Here is a 17,298-nt window from a genome sequence, read left to right on the forward strand (position 1 = left end):
CCCGGCTTACGCCAGTTCGCGGATCTTCGCGTTGAGGCGGCTCTTGTGGCGGGCGGCCTTGTTCTTGTGGATCAGGCCGCGGGCGGCGTAGCGATCCATAACCGGCTGCGCGGCGGTGAACGCGGCGACGGCGCCGGCCTTGTCCTTGGCCTCGATGGCCTTGACGACCTTCTTCAGGGCGGTACGGACCATGGAGCGGGCGCTGATGTTGCGCAGACGGCGCTGTTCGGACTGGCGCGCGCGCTTCTTCGCGGACTTGATGTTGGCCAAGGTAGAACTCCGGAATGCAGGGTTGAGGGTGGAAAAAGACGCCAATTATGCGGTCGATTCGCCGTTGCGTCAATCATTTAGGCGGCCGTGCCGGGAGCTGGCGCCGGCGCGCGGCCGTGGTCGTGCCGGTATTCTGCCATATCCGCGCTGTCATCCTGCCCGCGCGGGCTGTCAAACTACGCGCCCCGCGTGATCGACGCCGAAGGTAACGAACCGCCACATGAAGTCACCCAGCATGCTCCGCGGGCTGCTCTCGTTCAGCAGCATGACGATGATTTCGCGGGTGCTCGGCCTGGTGCGCGACATGTCGATCAACGCCGCGTTCGGCGCCAATGGCGCCACCGACGCGTTCTGGGTGGCGTTCCGCATTCCCAACTTCATGCGCCGGCTGTTTGCCGAGGGCTCGTTCTCCACCGCCTTCGTGCCGGTTTTCACGGAAGTGAAGGAAAAGGGCACGCATGCGCAGCTGAAGGAGCTGATGGCGCGGGTATCGGGCACGCTGGGTGGTGTACTGCTGCTGATCACCGCGCTGGGCATCATCTTCGCGCCGCAGGTGACCGTGCTGTTCTCGCCCGGCGCGATCGACGAGCCGCGCAAGTTCGAGCTGACCGTCGAGCTGCTGCGGCTGACCTTCCCGTTCCTGCTGTTCGTCTCGCTGACCGCCTTGTCCGGCGGTGCGCTGAACAGTTTCCATCGCTTCGGGCTGCCGGCGCTGACCCCGGTGATCCTCAACCTGTGCATGATCGCCGGCGCGCTGTGGCTGTCGAAGCGGCTGCAGACGCCGATCCTGGCGATGGGCTGGGCGATCCTTGCGGCCGGCATCCTGCAGTTGCTGTTCCAGTTGCCGGCGCTGCGCGGGCTGGACCTGCTGACCTTGCCGCGCTGGGGCTGGAGCCATCCCGAGGTGCGCCGGATCATGCGGCTGATGGTGCCGACCCTGTTCGGCTCCTCCGTGGCGCAGATCAACCTGCTGTTCGATACGGTGATCGCCTCGCTGCTGGTGGTCGGCTCGCAGAGCTGGCTGTCGCAGGCGGACCGGTTCCTGGAACTGCCGCTGGGCGTGTTCGGCGTGGCGCTGGGCACGGTGATCCTGCCGTCGCTGTCGCGCCATCATGTCAGCACCGACAGGGCCGGCTTCTCGCGTGCACTGGACTGGGGCCTGCGCGTCACCCTGCTGATCGCGGTGCCGGCGATGTTTGCGCTGATGCTGCTGGCCGGGCCGCTGGTGGCCACGCTGTTCCAGCACGGCCACTGGAGCGCGCACGACACCCACATGGCGACGCTGTCGATTACCGCGCTGAGTTTCGGCCTGCCCGCGTTCGCGCTGGTGAAGGTGCTGCTGCCGGCTTTCTACGCGCGCCAGGACACGCGCACCCCGGTACGCGCGGCGGTGGCCTCGCTGCTGACCAACATGCTGCTGAACGTGGTCTTCCTGGCGCTGCTGTTCGAGTTGTGGGCGCCGGCTGAGCTGAAGCAGCTGGCATGGCTGGATGGCCTGGCCCGCTTGCCCGGCCTGCACATGGCACTGGGCATGGCCAGCGCGGTGGCGGCCTACGTGAACCTGTGGCTGCTGTGGCACTGGCTGAAGAAGGCCGGCGTGTACCAGCGCCAGCCGGGCTGGTCGCGGCACCTGCTGCGGCTGGCCGCGGCCTGCGCAGTGATGGTGGCGGTGCTGTTGCTCGGTCGCTGGCTGTGGCCGAACTGGACCCACGGGGTGCCGGTGCTGACCCGCTTGTGGCATCTGGCCGTGCTGGTGCTGGTGGGTGGGGCCAGTTATGTGGCCGTGCTGTTTGCCGGCGGCTTCCGCCTGCGCGACCTGCGTGGTGCGTGAGGCCTTATCGCAACCCGCCTGACCGTTATACTCACGCGATGATGAGACTTTCCCGGGATGTCGCAGGCCTCTGCCTGGCGCCGCGCGGCAGCGTGATCGCGATCGGCGCGTTCGACGGCCTGCACCGCGGCCACCAGGCGCTATTGACCCAGGTGTGCGAGCGCGCGCAGGCGCTCGGCTGCAGCCCGGCGGTGGTGAGCTTCGAGCCGCTGCCGCGCGCGTTCTTCTCGCCGGAACCGGTGCCGCGGCTGTCCAGTGTGCGCGAGAAGCTGCGCGGTTTCGCTGCCGCCGGCATGGAGCACACCTTGCTATTGCGCTTCAACCGGGCGCTGACCGCGATGTCGGCCGAGGCGTTCGTGCAACGCGTGCTGGTCGAACGGCTCGCCGTGCGCGAGGTCTGGGTGGGCGGCGATTTCCGCTTCGGCCACCAGCGTGGCGGCGACGTGGCGCTGCTGGAGCGGATGGGTGCGCAGCTCGGCTTCAGCGCCTGCACCATGCCGGCGATCCAGCTCGACGGCACCCGCGTTTCGGCCAGCCGGGTGCGCGCCTTGCTCGCCGCCGGCGAGTTCGCCGGGGCCGAGCCACTGCTGGGCCGGCCGTTCGTGATCGAGGGCAAGGTGGAGTATGGCAACCAGCTCGGCCGCACGCTGGGCTATCCCACCGCCAACATCCACCTGTCGCAGCGGGTCAGCCCGATCCAGGGCATCTTCGCGGTGCGCGTGGGCCTGGGCGAGGGCGAATGCAGCTGGCCGGGCGTGGCCAGCCTCGGCGTGCGCCCCACCGTGAACGAGGTCAGCCAGCCGCTGCTGGAAGTGCACCTGTTCGACTTCGAGGGCGACCTGTACGGCCAGCGCATGGCGGTGCAGTTCGTCGCCAAGCTGCGCGACGAGCAGAAGTTCGACGGCCTGGAACCGCTCAAGGCGCAGATGGCGCTGGACGCGCGCCGGTCGCGCGAGCTGCTGGGCATGAACCCGCGGCTGGCCGAGGCGTGAGGGCCTGTGTTGCGGACGTGGGCATTACGGCACGGGTCGAAATCGACTAACTTTCCCTTCTTTGCCTGCCATCTGGCGGGCGGCAACACCTCAGTGACGGCATCCACGCAATGACCCACGATTACAAAAGCACGATCAACCTGCCGCAGACGGCGTTTCCCATGCGCGGCGACTTGCCGAAGCGCGAACCGGGCTGGCTGGCGGAGTGGGAGCGGGTCGGCCGCTATGCGCAGATCCAGCAGAAGACCGCGCATCGCGACAGCGTGTTCGTGCTGCACGACGGCCCGCCGTACGCGAATGGCCCGATCCACATCGGCCACGCGGTCAACAAGATCCTCAAGGACATGGTGGTCAAGTCCAAGCTGCTGGCCGGCCAGCGCGCACCGTACGTGCCGGGCTGGGACTGCCACGGCCTGCCGATCGAGATCGCGGTGGAGAAGAAGTTCGGCAAGCCGGGCGAGAAGCTCGATGCCGCCGCGTTCCGGCAAAAATGTCGCGAGTACGCGGCCGAGCAGGTCGACACCCAGCGCACCGACTTCAAGCGGCTCGGCGTGCTCGGCGACTGGGACCATCCGTATCGCTCGATGGATTTCCGCTTCGAGGCCGACATGCTGCGCGCGCTGGCCCGCATCGTTTCCAACGGCCACGTGGTGCGCGGCGCCAAGCCGGTGTACTGGTGCTTCGATTGCGCCTCGGCGCTGGCCGAGGCGGAGATCGAGTACGGCGACAAGGTCTCGCCGGCGGTCGACGTGGCGTATGACGCGGTCGAGCCGAAAGCGCTGGCGGCGAAGTTCGGTGTGGACTCCGGCGACGCCATCGTCGCCATCCCGATCTGGACCACCACGCCGTGGACCCTGCCGGAAAGCCAGGCGGTATCGCTCGGCGCCGATCTGGAATACGCGCTGATCGAAGGCCCGTCGCGCGACGGCAAGCGCGTGCTGCTCGTTGTCGCCAGCGCGCTGGTCGACAAGGCGGCGCAGCGTTACGGGCTGGAGCAGGCGGCTGTGCTGGGCCATGTCGAAGGCAGGGCGCTGGAAGGTCTGAAGCTGCACCACCCGTTCTACCCGCGCGAGGTGCCGGTGATCCTCGGCGAGCACGTCAGCGCCGAGGACGGTACCGGCGCGGTGCACACTTCGCCCGACCACGGCGTCGAGGATTTCGTGGTGGCGCGCGAGTACGGCATCGGCCTGCTCAACTACATCGGATCGCATGGCACTTACCGCGCCGATACGCCAGCGGCCGACGGCCTCGAACTGGCCGGCCTGCATATCTGGAAGGCGAACGACGCTATCGTCGAGCTGCTGCGTCGACGCGGCGTGCTGCTGGCGTTCGCGAAGATCGAGCACAGCTACCCGAACTGCTGGCGGCACAAGACGCCGGTGATCTACCGCACCACGCCGCAGTGGTTCATCTCGATGGAGCAGGCGCAGCTGCGCGAGACGGCGCTGACCTCGATCAAGGCCGTGCGCTGGGTGCCGGGCTGGGGCGAGGAACGCATCGCCGGCATGGTCGCCGGGCGGCCGGACTGGTGCATCTCGCGCCAGCGCACCTGGGGCGTGCCGATCGCGCTGTTCGTGCACAAGGCCACGCAGGAACCGCACCCGGATTCCGTCGAGTTGCTGGAGCAGGTCGCGAAGAAGGTGGAGCAGGGCGGCATCGACGCCTGGTTCACGCTGGACGCGGCCGAGCTGCTCGGCGCGGACGCGGGCGACTACGAGAAAGTCACCGACGTGCTGGACGTCTGGTTCGATTCCGGCGTCACCCATTTTGCGGTGATCGGGCAGCGCCCGGAACTGCAGCAGGGCAGGGCGTCGCACTACAAGGTGATGTACCTGGAAGGCTCCGACCAGCATCGCGGCTGGTTCCAGTCGTCGCTGCTGACCTCGGCGGCGATCCACGGCCGTGCGCCGTACAACGAAGTGCTCACCCATGGCTTCGCGGTGGACGCGAACGGTCGCAAGATGTCCAAGTCGCTGGGCAACGTGGTGGCGCCGCAGAAGGTGATGGATACCCTGGGCGCGGACGTGCTGCGCCTGTGGGTGGCCTCGGCCGACTACCGCAACGAGATGACCGTCTCCGACGAGATCCTCAAGCGCGTCTCCGATGCGTACCGCCGCATCCGCAACACCGCACGCTTCCTGCTCGGCAACCTCGATGGCTTCGACCCGGCGAAACACCTGCTGCCAGTGGAAGACAGCGTGCTGCTCGACCAGTGGGCGGTGCAGCAGGCGTATGACGTGCAGCAGGTCGTCACCGCGGCATACGAGCGTTACGACTATCCAGAAGTAGTGTCGCGCATCCAGAATTTCTGCACCAACGAACTGGGCGCGCTGTACCTGGACATCACCAAGGACCGGCTCTACACCATGCCGACCGACAGCCGCGGCCGGCGCAGCGCACAGAGTGCGATGTACCGCATCGCCGAGGCGCTGGTGCGCTGGCTGGCGCCGATCCTCAGCTTCACCGCCGAGGAAATCTGGCAGGCGATGCCGGGCGAGCGTGGCGACAGCGTGCTGTTCGAAACCTGGTACGACGGCCTCGCCGCCACCCAGGCTGCGCCGGAACAGCGGCGCTGGTGGGCCGACCTGCTGGCGATCCGCGACACCGCCGCGCGCGTGCTTGAAGGCATGCGCAAGGCCGAGCGCATCGGCGCGGCGCTGGAAGCGAAGCTGATGGTTCACGCCGATGCCGCGATCCAGTCGCGCTACGCTGAAGTCGCCGACGAACTGCGCTTCTTCTTCATCACCTCCGACTTCACCCTGGCGCCGTCGACATCGCGCGCGGCGGATGCGGTGAAGGTGGAGCTGGATGGTGCCGAAGCCTGGGTCCGTGCCGACGTCAGCAGTGCCGCCAAGTGCGTGCGCTGCTGGCACCGCCGCGACGACGTGGGCAGCCACGCCGATCATCCCGAACTGTGCAGCCGCTGCATCAGCAACATCGAAGGTCCCGGCGAGCATCGCCGCTGGTTCTGATTTGCGAAGCCCCGCTTGTCTCCCTCCCCTGCAAAGCAGGGGAGGGCTGGGGAGGGGTAGGCTCTTGATCTGATCTCTCAAGGTCAAAAGCGACCCCTCCGACCTCCCCCTGCGTCGCAGGAGGAGTCAAAAGCCTGCCACGACCGAGTCCCCGAACCCATGTCACCGAAACCCAACGCACTCTCCTGGCTCTGGCTTTCCGCCGCCGTCATCGTGCTTGACCAGCTTAGCAAGTGGTGGGCACTCGCCACTCTGCAGCCGGCCGGCATATCACACCCGGTGATCCCCGGCTTTCTGAACTGGACGCTCATCTACAATCCCGGCGCCGCCTTCAGCTTCCTCACCAACGCTACGGGCTGGCAGCGCTGGTTCTTCGTGCTGCTGGCGGTGGTGATCAGCGCCGTGCTGGTGGGCTGGTTGCGACGCACGCCGCGCCGCGACTGGCGCACCGCGCTGCCGCTCGCGCTGATCGTGGGCGGCGCGATCGGCAACCTGATCGACCGCCTGCACGCGGCCCAGGTCACCGATTTCATCCACGTGTATTTCCGCCAGTGGAATTATCCGGTGTTCAACATTGCCGACTGCGGCATTACCGTCGGCGCCGTGATGCTGATCGTGTTCGGCCTGTTCACCGGCAAGCCCGGGGACGGCGTGCGATAATCGCGTTCTTGATGTAGAAGCCCGCTGGCGGGCGATGCTGCTGAATTGAAAGCATCGCCCGCCAGCGGGCTCCTACAGGACTCCGAATCGAGGTCAGCTTGGACATCCTGCTCGCCAATCCCCGCGGTTTCTGTGCCGGCGTCGATCGCGCCATCGCCATCGTCGAGCGCGCGCTGGAATCCTATGGCGCGCCGATCTACGTGCGGCACGAGGTGGTGCACAACCGCTACGTGGTCGACAAGCTGCGTGCCGATGGCGCGGTGTTCGTCGAGGAACTGCACGAAGTGCCCGACGGCGCCACCGTGATCTTCAGCGCCCACGGCGTATCGCAGGCGGTGCGCGAGGAGGCCGGGCAGCGGCATCTCAAGGTGTTCGACGCTACCTGTCCGCTGGTCACCAAGGTGCACATGGAAGTCGCGCGGCTCGGGCGCATCGGTCGCAGCGTGGTGCTGGTCGGCCACGCCGGGCATCCGGAAGTCGAAGGCACGATGGGGCAGTGGAACCCGGGCAACACCGGTGAAATCCTGCTGGTCGAGTCGCTGGAATCGGTCGGGCAGCTTGCCCCGAAATTCCCGCACGAGCTGTCCTACGTCACCCAGACCACGCTGTCGGTGGACGACACCAAGGCGATCATCGCGGCGCTGCGCGCGAAGTTCCCCGACATCGAGGGGCCACGCAAGGACGACATCTGCTACGCCACGCAGAACCGCCAGGACGCGGTGCGCCGGCTAGCCGACGCGGTCGACCTGATGCTGGTGGTCGGCTCGGTCAACAGTTCCAACTCCAACCGCTTGCGCGAGCTGGCCCAGAAACAGGGCGTGCGCTCGTTCCTGATCGACGGCGCCGAACACATCGAGCGCAGCTGGCTCGACGGCGTGAGCCGCATCGGCCTCACTGCCGGCGCCTCGGCGCCGGAAAAGCTGGTGCGCGACGTGATCGCCCGCCTGCAGTCGTGGGGTGCCGGTGACGTGCGCGAGCTGGACGGCGAGCCGGAGAACATCACCTTCGCCTTGCCGAAGGAGCTGCGCGTGGTCGGCGGCAACGGCTCGGCCAGCCTGTAGTCCACCGGGCAACGGAACGCGGTAACCGGTGGCGATGTACAGTCGCCACCGGCATCATCGACACGACAAAAGCCCCGGAAAGCATGGCTTTCCGGGGCTTTTTATTGCTGCGTCAACTGGTGCCGGAGATAGGAATCGAACCTACGACCCCATCATTACGAATGACGTGCTCTACCAACTGAGCTACTCCGGCGGAGAACCGCGAATTCTACGGGCCGCACCGCGACGGCGCAAGCGACGATGACGGCATTTGCGACGTCGCGCAGCCGTGAGAGGATGGTGCCGGCCTTGCGTTCGACGGCCGCCGGGGGGCGGCTGCGCAAGCGTGATCGTGTCTGCTCAGGTTTTCCGTAGCACGGCCGATAACGAGATGACGGTTTGGGCCGAGCGGACATGGAGAGTCTGAATTGACTTTCTTTGGGGGGCGTGTTGTCCGGACTATTCCGCGGTTTGCCAGGTTTGTTCGCGTTGCTGCTGGTGGTGATGCCGTATGCGCATGCCGGGCCGGCAGCGCAAGTTCCGGTGCGCGACACGGCGGCGTTCGACCAGCTCATCCGGGAACTGGATAACGGCGATATCCCCCTCAACACCCGGGCGGCGGTCGAGCAGGCCCTGGATCGCCTGCATACCCTGTTGCCGCCCGATGACGCGCACCGACAGCGCCAGTACGAGTACATGTACTGCTTCCTGGCGTTCGACAACGACGTCAACGCCGGCTACGCCTATGCGACTCGCGGCGTCGAGCAGGCCCGGCAGGCGGGTGACCTGGAGGCGGAAGCCAACTTCCAGATGTGCCACGGCCTCTACCAGAGCCAGGTCACCACGGAACGTGATGCCCTGCCGGCGTATGAAGCCGGCATCCAGATTGCCCGGCACCTGGAAAACCCCCGCCTGATCGCCGATGGACTGACCTGGCGCGGCAGTGCCCAGTCGCTGCTGGGCGAGCAGGCGATGGCGCTGTTCGATTTCCTGGAGGCGCAACGCCTGTATGAAGCCGTGGGCAATACGACGGCGGCGCAATCCAACCTCATCAGCATTGCCACCATCTACCGACGACTGGGCGAGTACGACAAGGCCGGCGACTACCTGCAGCAGTCGATGGCGTCGGCGCAGCGCAAGCAGGACAGGCAGGAGCAGATGGTGGTCGACATGCAGCTGGGCTTCCTGGCGACCGAACGGGGTGATCCCGCGGGCGCCGTCGCTCCCCTGCAGCAGGCGCTGGCGCTGGCCCGCGAGACCGGTTCGCGGCAAAGCGTTGGCTCCGCCCTGCTGGCTTTGGCGGAGAGCAGCAATGCCCGGCAGCGTTACGCCGAGGCCCTGCAGCAGGTGGAGGGCGCCGCGGCTGAGTTTCAGGCCGTCGCGGACAAGTCCAGCGCCGGCATGCTGGCCCTGCAGTCGGCCGTGGCGCACGCGGGCCTGGGCCAGCATGAGCTGGCTGCGCGCGAGTTCGATCTTGCCGAGGCGAACGTCAGGAGCAGCCGCAACATGCGTTACCTGGCCGAGCTGTACGACCAGCGTTCCAGGAACCAGGAGGCATTGGGCAAGCCGGCGGCTGCGCTGGCCGACCTCAGGCTGAAGATGAAGGCCGATGCCGCACTGGCACGCATGGCCAAGACCCAGCTGACCACCTTGATGAGCTACCAGTTCGATACCGAACGACGCGAGCTGGAGAACCGCAAGCTGGCTGCCGACAAGGTGCTCAGGGAACAGCAACTGGCCACGCTGGAGCGCATCCGCCGCTGGCAAAGCCTGGCCATCCTGCTTGCCGGCGTGCTGCTGTTGCTGATGCTCTGGCTGGCATGGCGGCAGTTGCGCCAGAGCCGCCGCCTGCACCAGCTGGCACTCACCGACCCGCTGACCGGCATCTCCAATCGCCGCCATATCGAAGACATGCTGCACGCGGCCGTCGATGTGGCCCGTCGTACCCAAAGCGAGCTGGCCGTGATCATGCTCGATATCGACCACTTCAAGCACGTCAACGACAGCCATGGCCACCCGGCCGGCGACCAGGCGCTGGAACAGCTCGTGCATGTCTGCCTGGATGCGCTGCGCCAGCACGACCGACTCGGCCGGATGGGCGGCGAGGAGTTCCTGGTGGTGTTGCCGGACACCGATCTCGAAGGCGGCCTGCAGGTGGCCGAGCGCCTGCGTGCCTGCGTGGCCGCCGCGCGGCCGGTGGTCGCCGGCGTCGAACTGCAGCTCTCGATCAGCCTCGGCGTGGCCCAGCTGCGGCCCACCGAGACGGGAGCGGCCTCCCTGGTGCGGCGCGCCGACGCGGCGCTGTACCACGCCAAGGACAACGGCAGGAACCGGATCGAGGCGGCTCTCTAGCGAACCGGTAATCGCCGCGGCGCAGCCGCGTGCACGTGGCTGCCGGCGCGTGACCCCGATCACCTTTCTGTTGCCGTCCCCCGCCGCTCGTCGGGCAATTTCTACCGCCCGTCGGCTGGGGGCTGGCCGGGGCGTGGCGGATGGGTACCCTGCCGGCAGGGGCATCAGGGAGAATTCCATGCAAGTCTTGTCGCATCAGCGAGGCGTCTCGTTGATCCGGGTGCGCGCGCCGGGAAAAGTCGGCGGCCGTTCGTGGGTGGCTGGGACGGTTCTGCGGCGCGAGTGCGGCTTCACCTTGGTCGAGCTGCTGATCACCATGGCCGTGGCTGTGGTGCTGATCGTGATCGCGGTGCCGAGCTTCAAGAGCATCACGCTTTCCAGCAAGCTCACCACCACCGCCAATGACATCGTCAATGCGCTCAACGTCGCGCGGATGGAGGCGGTCAGGCGCAATGCGAACACCCAGCTGTGCAGCGACTCGGCCAGCGTCAATACCGCCGATGTACTGGGTGCGCAGTGTGGCACCGAGGTCGGTGCGGTCTACGCCATGGCCGGCGCCAATCCCTCTCCGGTGCTGGCCGGCACGACCGGCATCGCCGGGGCCGTGCAGCTGTCCGGCAACCTGAAGGCGATCCGCTTCGGTGGGCAGGGATTGGGGCAGGCCACCGGCACCACGAGCCCCTTCAGCGGCACGGTGGCCGATATCTGCACCAGCCAGATGAGCAGCGACAACCATCGCGTGATCACGATGACGGCCGGCTCGATCCTGGTGACCACCACCAGCTCGGGAGCCTGCCCATGACCAACCATCCCGTTCCGGCCATGTCAGCGGTGCGCGCATGCCCGGCTGCGTGGCGGGCCGGCCATCGGTACAGCCAGTCCGGCGTCGGCCTGATCGAGGTGCTGGTGGCCGTGCTGGTGCTGTCCGTCGCCTTCCTCGGCATCGCCGCGCTGCAGGCCATGTCGCTCTCCACCAACAACAGCGCGATGGCGCGCAGCATGGCCACGATTGCCAGCTACTCGATCCTGGATGCCATGCGCGCAGACATCGGCAGCGCCAGGAACGGGGATTACAACAGCACGGTCACGGCCAGTGCGTGCCCGGCGGGAACGAGCGGGAGCCTGGCCAGTGCGCAGATCTACCAGTGGTGCACCAGCCAGCTCGGCAACAGAAGCCTGGGCGCGGTCGCCAGCACCACCGGCAACATCGCCTGTACGGCCGTCGGCACGGCCAGTGCCGATTGCACCATCACCATCACGTTCGATGACAGCCGCGCGGGCGTGGGTGGCACTAGCAATCAGCAAGTCGTCACCAGGGCGATGCTATGAGCGGCCATTCCACGATCCACCGTGACAGGGGCAGCCGCATGCCTCGCCTGGTGAAGCCGCCGGCCGGCTTCACCCTGATCGAGCTGATGGTCGCGATGCTGCTGGGCCTGATCGTCGTGGGTGGCGTGATCAGCGTGTTCCTGGCCAACCAGCGCACCTACCGCACCAACCAGGCGCTCGGCGACGTGCAGGGCAGTTCGCGCATCGCGTTCGAGCTGATGGCGCGCGACATCCGCAATGCCGGGCTCAACCCGTGCAACAACGGCGACCGCATGGCCAACGTGCTCAACAACAGCGCTACCGACTGGTGGGCCAACTGGGCCAACGCCGTGCACGGCTACAGCGGCAACCAGGGCGATCCGGCAAGCGGAAGCGTGTTCGGCACCGCCGTGGGTCAACGGGTTGCCGGTACCGATTCGGTGCAGGTTCTCGGCGCCATCGACTCGGGCCTGAGCGTGGCCGAAGACAAGGAGCCGGCGGCGAACTTCAAGCTCAACGACAAGACCAGCGACCTGCAGTCCGGCGACATCGTCATCGTGTGCGATCCCGACCACGCGGTAATGGTGCAGATCAGCAACTACAACAACAGCACCGTCACCTTCGTGCACAACACCGGCAACACGGTCAACCCGGGCAACTGCTCGAAGGGCCTGGGCTACCCCAGCGATTGCAGCAGCACCAACGGCAACCTCTACCAGTTCGGCAACAACTCGCAGATCGCCAAGCTGGGCGCCGCCGACTGGTACATCGGCAACAACCCGGTCAAGGGGCGCTCCCTGTACCGGGTCGCGCTGGCGGCACCCGACGCCAAGGAAAACCTGTTCCTCGGCACGCCGCAGGAAATGGTGCGGGACGTCACCGGCATGGTCATCAACTATCACGCGAAGGGCGGTGCCTCGTTCGTGACCGCCAGTGCGATCGCCAACTGGGCCGTGGTCGATGCCGTGCAGGTCACCCTCACGCTGCAGAGCGCCGACCAGCGCGCCGGTACCGACACCAAACCGCTGGTGCGCACCTTCACCGCCACCACCACCGTGCGCAACCGGGTGAACTGACATGAAGCGTGCTCTTGCGTTCCCGTCCATGTCCACGACGCAGCGGTGCTGCCGAGGCGGCTTTTCACGGCCACACCCTGCCGACCAGCGTGGCGTGGCACTGGTGGTGGCGCTGATCCTGCTGGTGGTGATCACCCTGGTCGGGCTGGCCGCCATGCGCGGCACCATCATGCAGCAGAAGATGGCGAGCAACCTGTACGACCGGCAGGTCGCCTTCCAGAACGCCGAGGCGGCCATGCGTGCGGCCGCCGCCCTGATTCCCACCAGCCCCGGCGTGATCGCGCGCAACTGCCAGGTGGCCAGCGTGGTGTGCCTGGCCAATCCGTTCACCGATCCCGGCTTCCCGACCGGCAAGATCCAGACGGTGGCCACCGGCACCACGGCGGGGCAGTTCACGGTCGGCAGCGTCGCTGCCGGCCAGCCGCAGTACGTGGTGGAGAACATGGGCAACTGGGTCGACACCACCTCCAGCACCGGTTTCAACCAGAGCGCCAACTCGCAGAACTACGGCGCGCAGGGGACATCCACCACGGCGGTGTACTACCGCGTCACCGCGCGCAGCGGCGACCCCGCCGTGGTCGGCGACCGTGCCGTGGTGATGCTGCAGGCGATGATCAAGCAGCGCTGATCGGCAAGGCACCGGCAAACAGACAGAGCGCATGGGCCGTCCCATGCCGCACCATCCAGGAGCGGAATCGCCATGAACATCACCTCCCGTCCGCATCGCAGGTCCGGCCGTTCCCTTGGCCGCGTACTGTCGGCCGGCCTGTCCGTGTGGATGCTGGGCGTCGCCTGCTCACCCGCGCTGGCCACGGTCCCCGTCGACCAGGCGCCACTGATCATCCAGAAGCCGCTACCGCCGAACGTCGTGCTGATGCTGGACGATTCGGGGTCGATGGGTAATGACTACATGCCGGATGATCTGAGCGATACGAGCCTTGGCGGCTATCGCAATTCAGGCATCAACGGCGTGTATTACAACCCGGCCGTGGTCTATGCCCCACCGCCCAGGGCCGATGGCACGTCGTATCCAGACTCGCCGAGTATCACCGGTGCCTACAAGGACGGCTTTCGCGATACCAGCACGATCGATGTGACCCAGTTCAAGGGCAGCTTCAATTACTACACGAGGTTCCTGGTTGCCAGCGCCGGCACCTATATCTACAAGTACTTTTTCACCTACACCACGGGCAGCAGCAACACGCCGCACTACGTCGGACAGAGCGGCGACTGCGCGTCGTTGCCCTCGGCGAGCCAGGCTGTCTGCGATGACAGCAGTGCCACGCAGCAGAATGTCGCCAACTGGTTCTCGTATTACCGCACGCGCATGCTGATGGCCAAAAGCGGCGTAATGAGCGCGTTTTCCGCAGTGGAGTCGAGTTTTCGCGTGGGCTTTGGGTCCATCGGCGGCAGCAATGCGGGCAAGAGTTCCCTGGGGGACGATTACTATGCCTTCACCACTACTGCGCATGGGGATACGTACCAAACGGGTATCGCGCTGGTAAAGCCATTTGGCGATGGCACCAGCGGCACGCAAAAAAGCAGGCTGTGGAGCTGGCTGGCGGATACGAAGCCCACGAGCTGGACGCCGCTGCGGGGTGCACTGGACGCCGTGGGAAAATACTACGGCACCCAGCAACCCTGGCTGACCTTGGCTGGCGAGTCCGGATACGTCAGCGGCACCAACACCGAGCTCGCCTGCCGGCAGTCGTACAGCATCCTGACCACCGACGGTTTCTGGAATGGCAGTACGCCCGGCAATATCGGCAATGTGGACAACACCGCGGCGACGCTGAGCGGCAGCAATAACCAGACCTATACCTACACGCCGGCTGCGCCGTATTCGGACAGCACCTCGGACACGCTGGCCGACGTGGCAATGAAATACTGGGTGACCGACTTGCGCGGCAGCACGCCCAACGAGGTGCCGACCAGCACGGAAGATCCGGCCTTCTGGCAGCACATGACCACGTTCACCTTGGGCATGGGATTTGCGCCCACCGGCATAAAGCCAACGGGTACGACGGTGGACCAGATTTTCAAGTGGGCCAATGGCGGTGCGCCGATTGCCAATTTCAGCTGGCCGACGCCCAGTTCCGACAGCCAGAACAACATCGCCGACCTGGCCCATGCTGCCGTTGACGGCCACGGCGGTTTCTATTCCGCCACCAGCCCCGAGGCATTTGCCAGCGGCCTGAAGGATGCGCTGAAGCGTGCCTCCGAACGTGTCGGTACCGGCGCCAGCCTGGCGGCCAACTCGACCCAGTTGAAAACCGGCACGGTGGCGTACCAGGCCAACTACTACACCGCCAAGTGGAAGGGCGACCTGAAGGCACTGGCGGTGGACCCCAACACCGGGGCGATCGCCGCCACACCGACCTGGACTGCAGCCGGCTCGCTGCCGGCGGCAGCCAACCGGAACATCTGGACCTACAACCCCGCGGCAACCGGAAAGACCTCCCCGTACGTGGTATTCCAGAACAGTGCCGGCAGCGTGCCGCCGGCGTTGTCCACCGCGCAACTCAGTGCACTGGGCAGTACCGCGGCCACCCAGGCGAGCATGGTCAACTACCTGCGCGGCGATGCCACGCTGGAACAGAAAAATGCCGGTGGCACCTACCGCAACCGCGACACGCCGCTGGGCGACATCGTCGATTCGCAGCCGGTCTACGTAGGGGCGCCCGACCCGAACCTGTTCGCCAACCAGACGTTCACGGGTTCATCGACGTACCTGGCTTTCGCCAGCGGCACGACCGACAACCAGGGCAATTTCACGCCCAGCACCGCCGCCTCGCGCGCCGGGCTGATCTACGTCGCCGCCAACGACGGCATGCTGCACGGCTTCGACGCCACCACCGGCACGGAGAAGTTCGCCTTCATCCCGGGCGCCGTACTCACCGCCGGCAGTGCCGGCGGGCTGGTCGGCCTCAGCCAGTTGTCCAGCCCCGACTACGGCACCACGAGCAGCGCGCCGCACCAGTATTTCAACGACGGCGAACTGACCGTGGCGGATGTCTACCTGGGCAGTGCATGGAAGACCGTGCTGGTGGGCACCACCGGCCGCGGCCTGGCCAGGGCGGTCTATGCATTCGACATCACCGACCCGACCAAGATTGCGTTCCTGTGGGAGCGTTCCGCTGCTGATGGCAAGACCAACAGCAACTACATCGGCCAGATGTCCGGCAAGCCGGTGGTTGCACAAACGGCGGACAGCACCTGGTCGGTGTTGATCGGCAACGGCTACAACAGCACGGCCGGCGTGTCGGCCCTGCTGCAGTTCGATCTCGCCACGGGTGCGCTCAACGTGCACGCGACCACCGACACCACCACCGACAACGGTCTTGCAGCTCCGGGTGTGTGGATGGATCCGGCGGGTACCGGCGTCAGCACGGTGGCCTATGCCGGCGACCTTCACGGCAATGTGTGGTCGTTCACGCTCAACACCGGAAGCAGCACGAGCACCAGTACGCCGGGCAGCACCGGCAGCCTGCTGTTCGTGGCCAGGGACAGTTCCAGCAACCTGCAGCCGATCACCGGCGGCATGCTGGTAGGCAGGGATCCGGCAAGCGGCAACACCTGGGTGTTCTTCGGCACCGGCCAGTATCTGAGTACAAGCGACCTCACCAATGCGGCCATCCAGAGCTGGTACGGCCTGATCGTGCGGACCACCAACGCCACCAACAGCCCCGCGATCACCTCCAGCATGACCCGCACCAACGACCTCGTGCAGCGCGCCGTCGTGGCGGAGACCGCCGGCAACCCCGGCGCAACGCCGCCGGTATTGCCGGCGCGAGCGGTGACGCCCATGCCGACCTCGTCCGACATGACCGGCAAGTCGGGCTGGTACATGGACCTGCTGTCGCCGACCGGGGCGGGCGGCGCCAACGTTGCCCAGGGCGAGCGGATGGTGACCTCCAACCAGTTCCAGGGCAACCTGCTGCTCGGCACCACGCGGATTCCGCAGGCCACCGACATATGCAATCCGTCCGGCAGCGGCTGGATCATGGCAATCAACCCGTTCACCGGCACCAATCCATCCGGCAACTTCTTCGACGTCAACGGCGACGGCCTGGTGAATGCGTCGGACACGGTTGCCGTTGGCGACAAGAGCTACCCGGCAGCCGGCATCGGCTTCAGCTCGCTGCCCAACAATCCGATCTTCGTCGGCGGCAGCATGCTGGTCAGTTTCGACAACGGCTCGAACAGCAGCATCACCACTTCGGGTTCGACCGGCAGCATCCAGCGGGTGTCGTGGCGCGAACTGATCAACAAGTAAAGGAATGGAGCGATGAAGCGACTCTCACTGGCTGGAAGTGACGCGACGGCAGCCCTGCGCAGGCGTCGGAGTGCCGGCTTCACCCTGATCGAACTGATGATCGTGGTGGCGATCATCGCGATCCTGGCCGCGATCGCCTTGCCCGCGTACACCAGCTACATCACCAGGACCAAACGCGCGGCGGCGGAGGGTTGCCTGTCGGAGCATGCCAACTACATGGAGCGGTACTACACCACCAACCTCAGCTACAAGGGAGCGGCCTTGCCGGGGCTGGATTGCGCCAGCGCGCAGCGCACCGGTGCCAACTACCAGTACGGCGTGGCATCGGCGACGACGGCGGCGTACAGCATCACCGCCACGCCGATCAACGCCCAGCTGACCCGCGACACCCAGTGCGGCACGCTCTCGATCAGCCAGACCGGCACGCGCGGCCCTTCCACGGCTGGCTGCTGGTGATGCCATCGCGCTTGCGTTGAATCACCGCCTGGCCTTCGGGGCCAGGCGGTGATTCGGTGGACGTT

13 protein-coding genes and 1 tRNA gene are annotated in these 17,298 nt (G+C 66.5%); 12 read left to right on the forward strand and 2 right to left on the reverse strand.

Features of this window, described 5'->3' with window-relative positions:
* Window positions 1–6: 6 nt before the first annotated feature.
* Window positions 7–270 (reverse strand): 30S ribosomal protein S20, encoded by a 264-nt coding sequence (gene rpsT / locus QQA13_RS05830; RefSeq protein WP_068097791.1) that lies wholly within the window; start codon window positions 268–270, stop codon window positions 7–9.
* Between the two features lie 220 nt (window positions 271–490).
* On the opposite strand from rpsT, the gene murJ reads away from it, so the two are divergent.
* The 5 genes from murJ to ispH all read left to right on the forward strand — a co-directional run bounded on the left by murJ (window position 491) and on the right by ispH (window position 7,786).
* The gene (gene murJ, locus QQA13_RS05835) at window positions 491–2,101 is read left to right on the forward strand and encodes a murein biosynthesis integral membrane protein MurJ (RefSeq protein ID WP_108471536.1); all 1,611 of its coding nucleotides are present in this window, start codon (window positions 491–493) and stop codon (window positions 2,099–2,101) included.
* A 38-nt stretch (window positions 2,102–2,139) separates the two neighbouring features.
* Window positions 2,140–3,093 carry a bifunctional riboflavin kinase/FAD synthetase gene (locus tag QQA13_RS05840; RefSeq protein WP_108471535.1) on the forward strand — a complete coding sequence of 318 codons (954 nt, stop codon included), beginning with the start codon at window positions 2,140–2,142 and terminating at the stop codon, window positions 3,091–3,093.
* 110 nt (window positions 3,094–3,203) lie between these two features.
* Window positions 3,204–6,065, forward strand: coding sequence for an isoleucine--tRNA ligase (gene ileS / locus QQA13_RS05845; protein WP_108471534.1), 2,862 nt, complete (start codon window positions 3,204–3,206; stop codon window positions 6,063–6,065).
* A 159-nt stretch (window positions 6,066–6,224) separates the two neighbouring features.
* Window positions 6,225–6,725, forward strand: a complete 501-nt coding sequence (gene lspA / locus QQA13_RS05850) for a signal peptidase II (RefSeq protein ID WP_108471533.1) — start codon at window positions 6,225–6,227, stop codon at window positions 6,723–6,725.
* 98 nt (window positions 6,726–6,823) lie between these two features.
* Complete coding sequence (gene ispH / locus QQA13_RS05855; RefSeq protein WP_108471532.1) at window positions 6,824–7,786, forward strand: 4-hydroxy-3-methylbut-2-enyl diphosphate reductase; 963 nt, start codon at window positions 6,824–6,826, stop codon at window positions 7,784–7,786.
* A gap of 117 nt (window positions 7,787–7,903) precedes the next feature.
* On the opposite strand, the gene QQA13_RS05860 is transcribed toward ispH, so the two are convergent.
* Window positions 7,904–7,979 (reverse strand) — tRNA-Thr (locus QQA13_RS05860).
* A 266-nt stretch (window positions 7,980–8,245) separates the two neighbouring features.
* On the opposite strand from QQA13_RS05860, the gene QQA13_RS05865 reads away from it, so the two are divergent.
* The 7 genes from QQA13_RS05865 (at window position 8,246) to QQA13_RS05895 (ending at window position 17,233) form a co-directional block, all read left to right on the forward strand.
* The gene (locus QQA13_RS05865) at window positions 8,246–10,117 is read left to right on the forward strand and encodes a diguanylate cyclase (RefSeq protein WP_234411317.1); all 1,872 of its coding nucleotides are present in this window, start codon (window positions 8,246–8,248) and stop codon (window positions 10,115–10,117) included.
* Between the two features lie 178 nt (window positions 10,118–10,295).
* On the forward strand, window positions 10,296–10,919 hold the full coding sequence (locus QQA13_RS05870) for a GspH/FimT family pseudopilin (protein WP_108471531.1): 624 nt from the start codon (window positions 10,296–10,298) through the stop codon (window positions 10,917–10,919).
* A complete protein-coding gene (pilV, locus tag QQA13_RS05875; RefSeq protein WP_199909824.1) occupies window positions 10,916–11,446 on the forward strand; it encodes a type IV pilus modification protein PilV in 531 nt (176 codons plus the stop codon). The genes QQA13_RS05870 and pilV overlap by 4 nt, the downstream gene beginning before the upstream one ends.
* A gap of 38 nt (window positions 11,447–11,484) precedes the next feature.
* Window positions 11,485–12,501: a PilW family protein gene (locus tag QQA13_RS05880; RefSeq protein ID WP_108471530.1), complete on the forward strand. Its 1,017-nt coding sequence runs from the start codon at window positions 11,485–11,487 to the stop codon at window positions 12,499–12,501.
* A gap of 94 nt (window positions 12,502–12,595) precedes the next feature.
* Window positions 12,596–13,129, forward strand: coding sequence for a pilus assembly PilX family protein (locus QQA13_RS05885; RefSeq protein WP_108471529.1), 534 nt, complete (start codon window positions 12,596–12,598; stop codon window positions 13,127–13,129).
* Window positions 13,130–13,201: 72 nt separating this feature from the next.
* Window positions 13,202–16,777, forward strand: a complete 3,576-nt coding sequence (locus tag QQA13_RS05890; protein ID WP_108471528.1) for a pilus assembly protein — start codon at window positions 13,202–13,204, stop codon at window positions 16,775–16,777.
* Between the two features lie 12 nt (window positions 16,778–16,789).
* A complete protein-coding gene (locus tag QQA13_RS05895) occupies window positions 16,790–17,233 on the forward strand; it encodes a type IV pilin protein (RefSeq protein ID WP_108471527.1) in 444 nt (147 codons plus the stop codon).
* Window positions 17,234–17,298: the final 65 nt, after the last annotated feature.

Source organism: Rhodanobacter thiooxydans, from assembly GCF_030291135.1.
GTDB classification, from domain to species: Bacteria; Pseudomonadota; Gammaproteobacteria; order Xanthomonadales; family Rhodanobacteraceae; genus Rhodanobacter; species Rhodanobacter thiooxydans_A.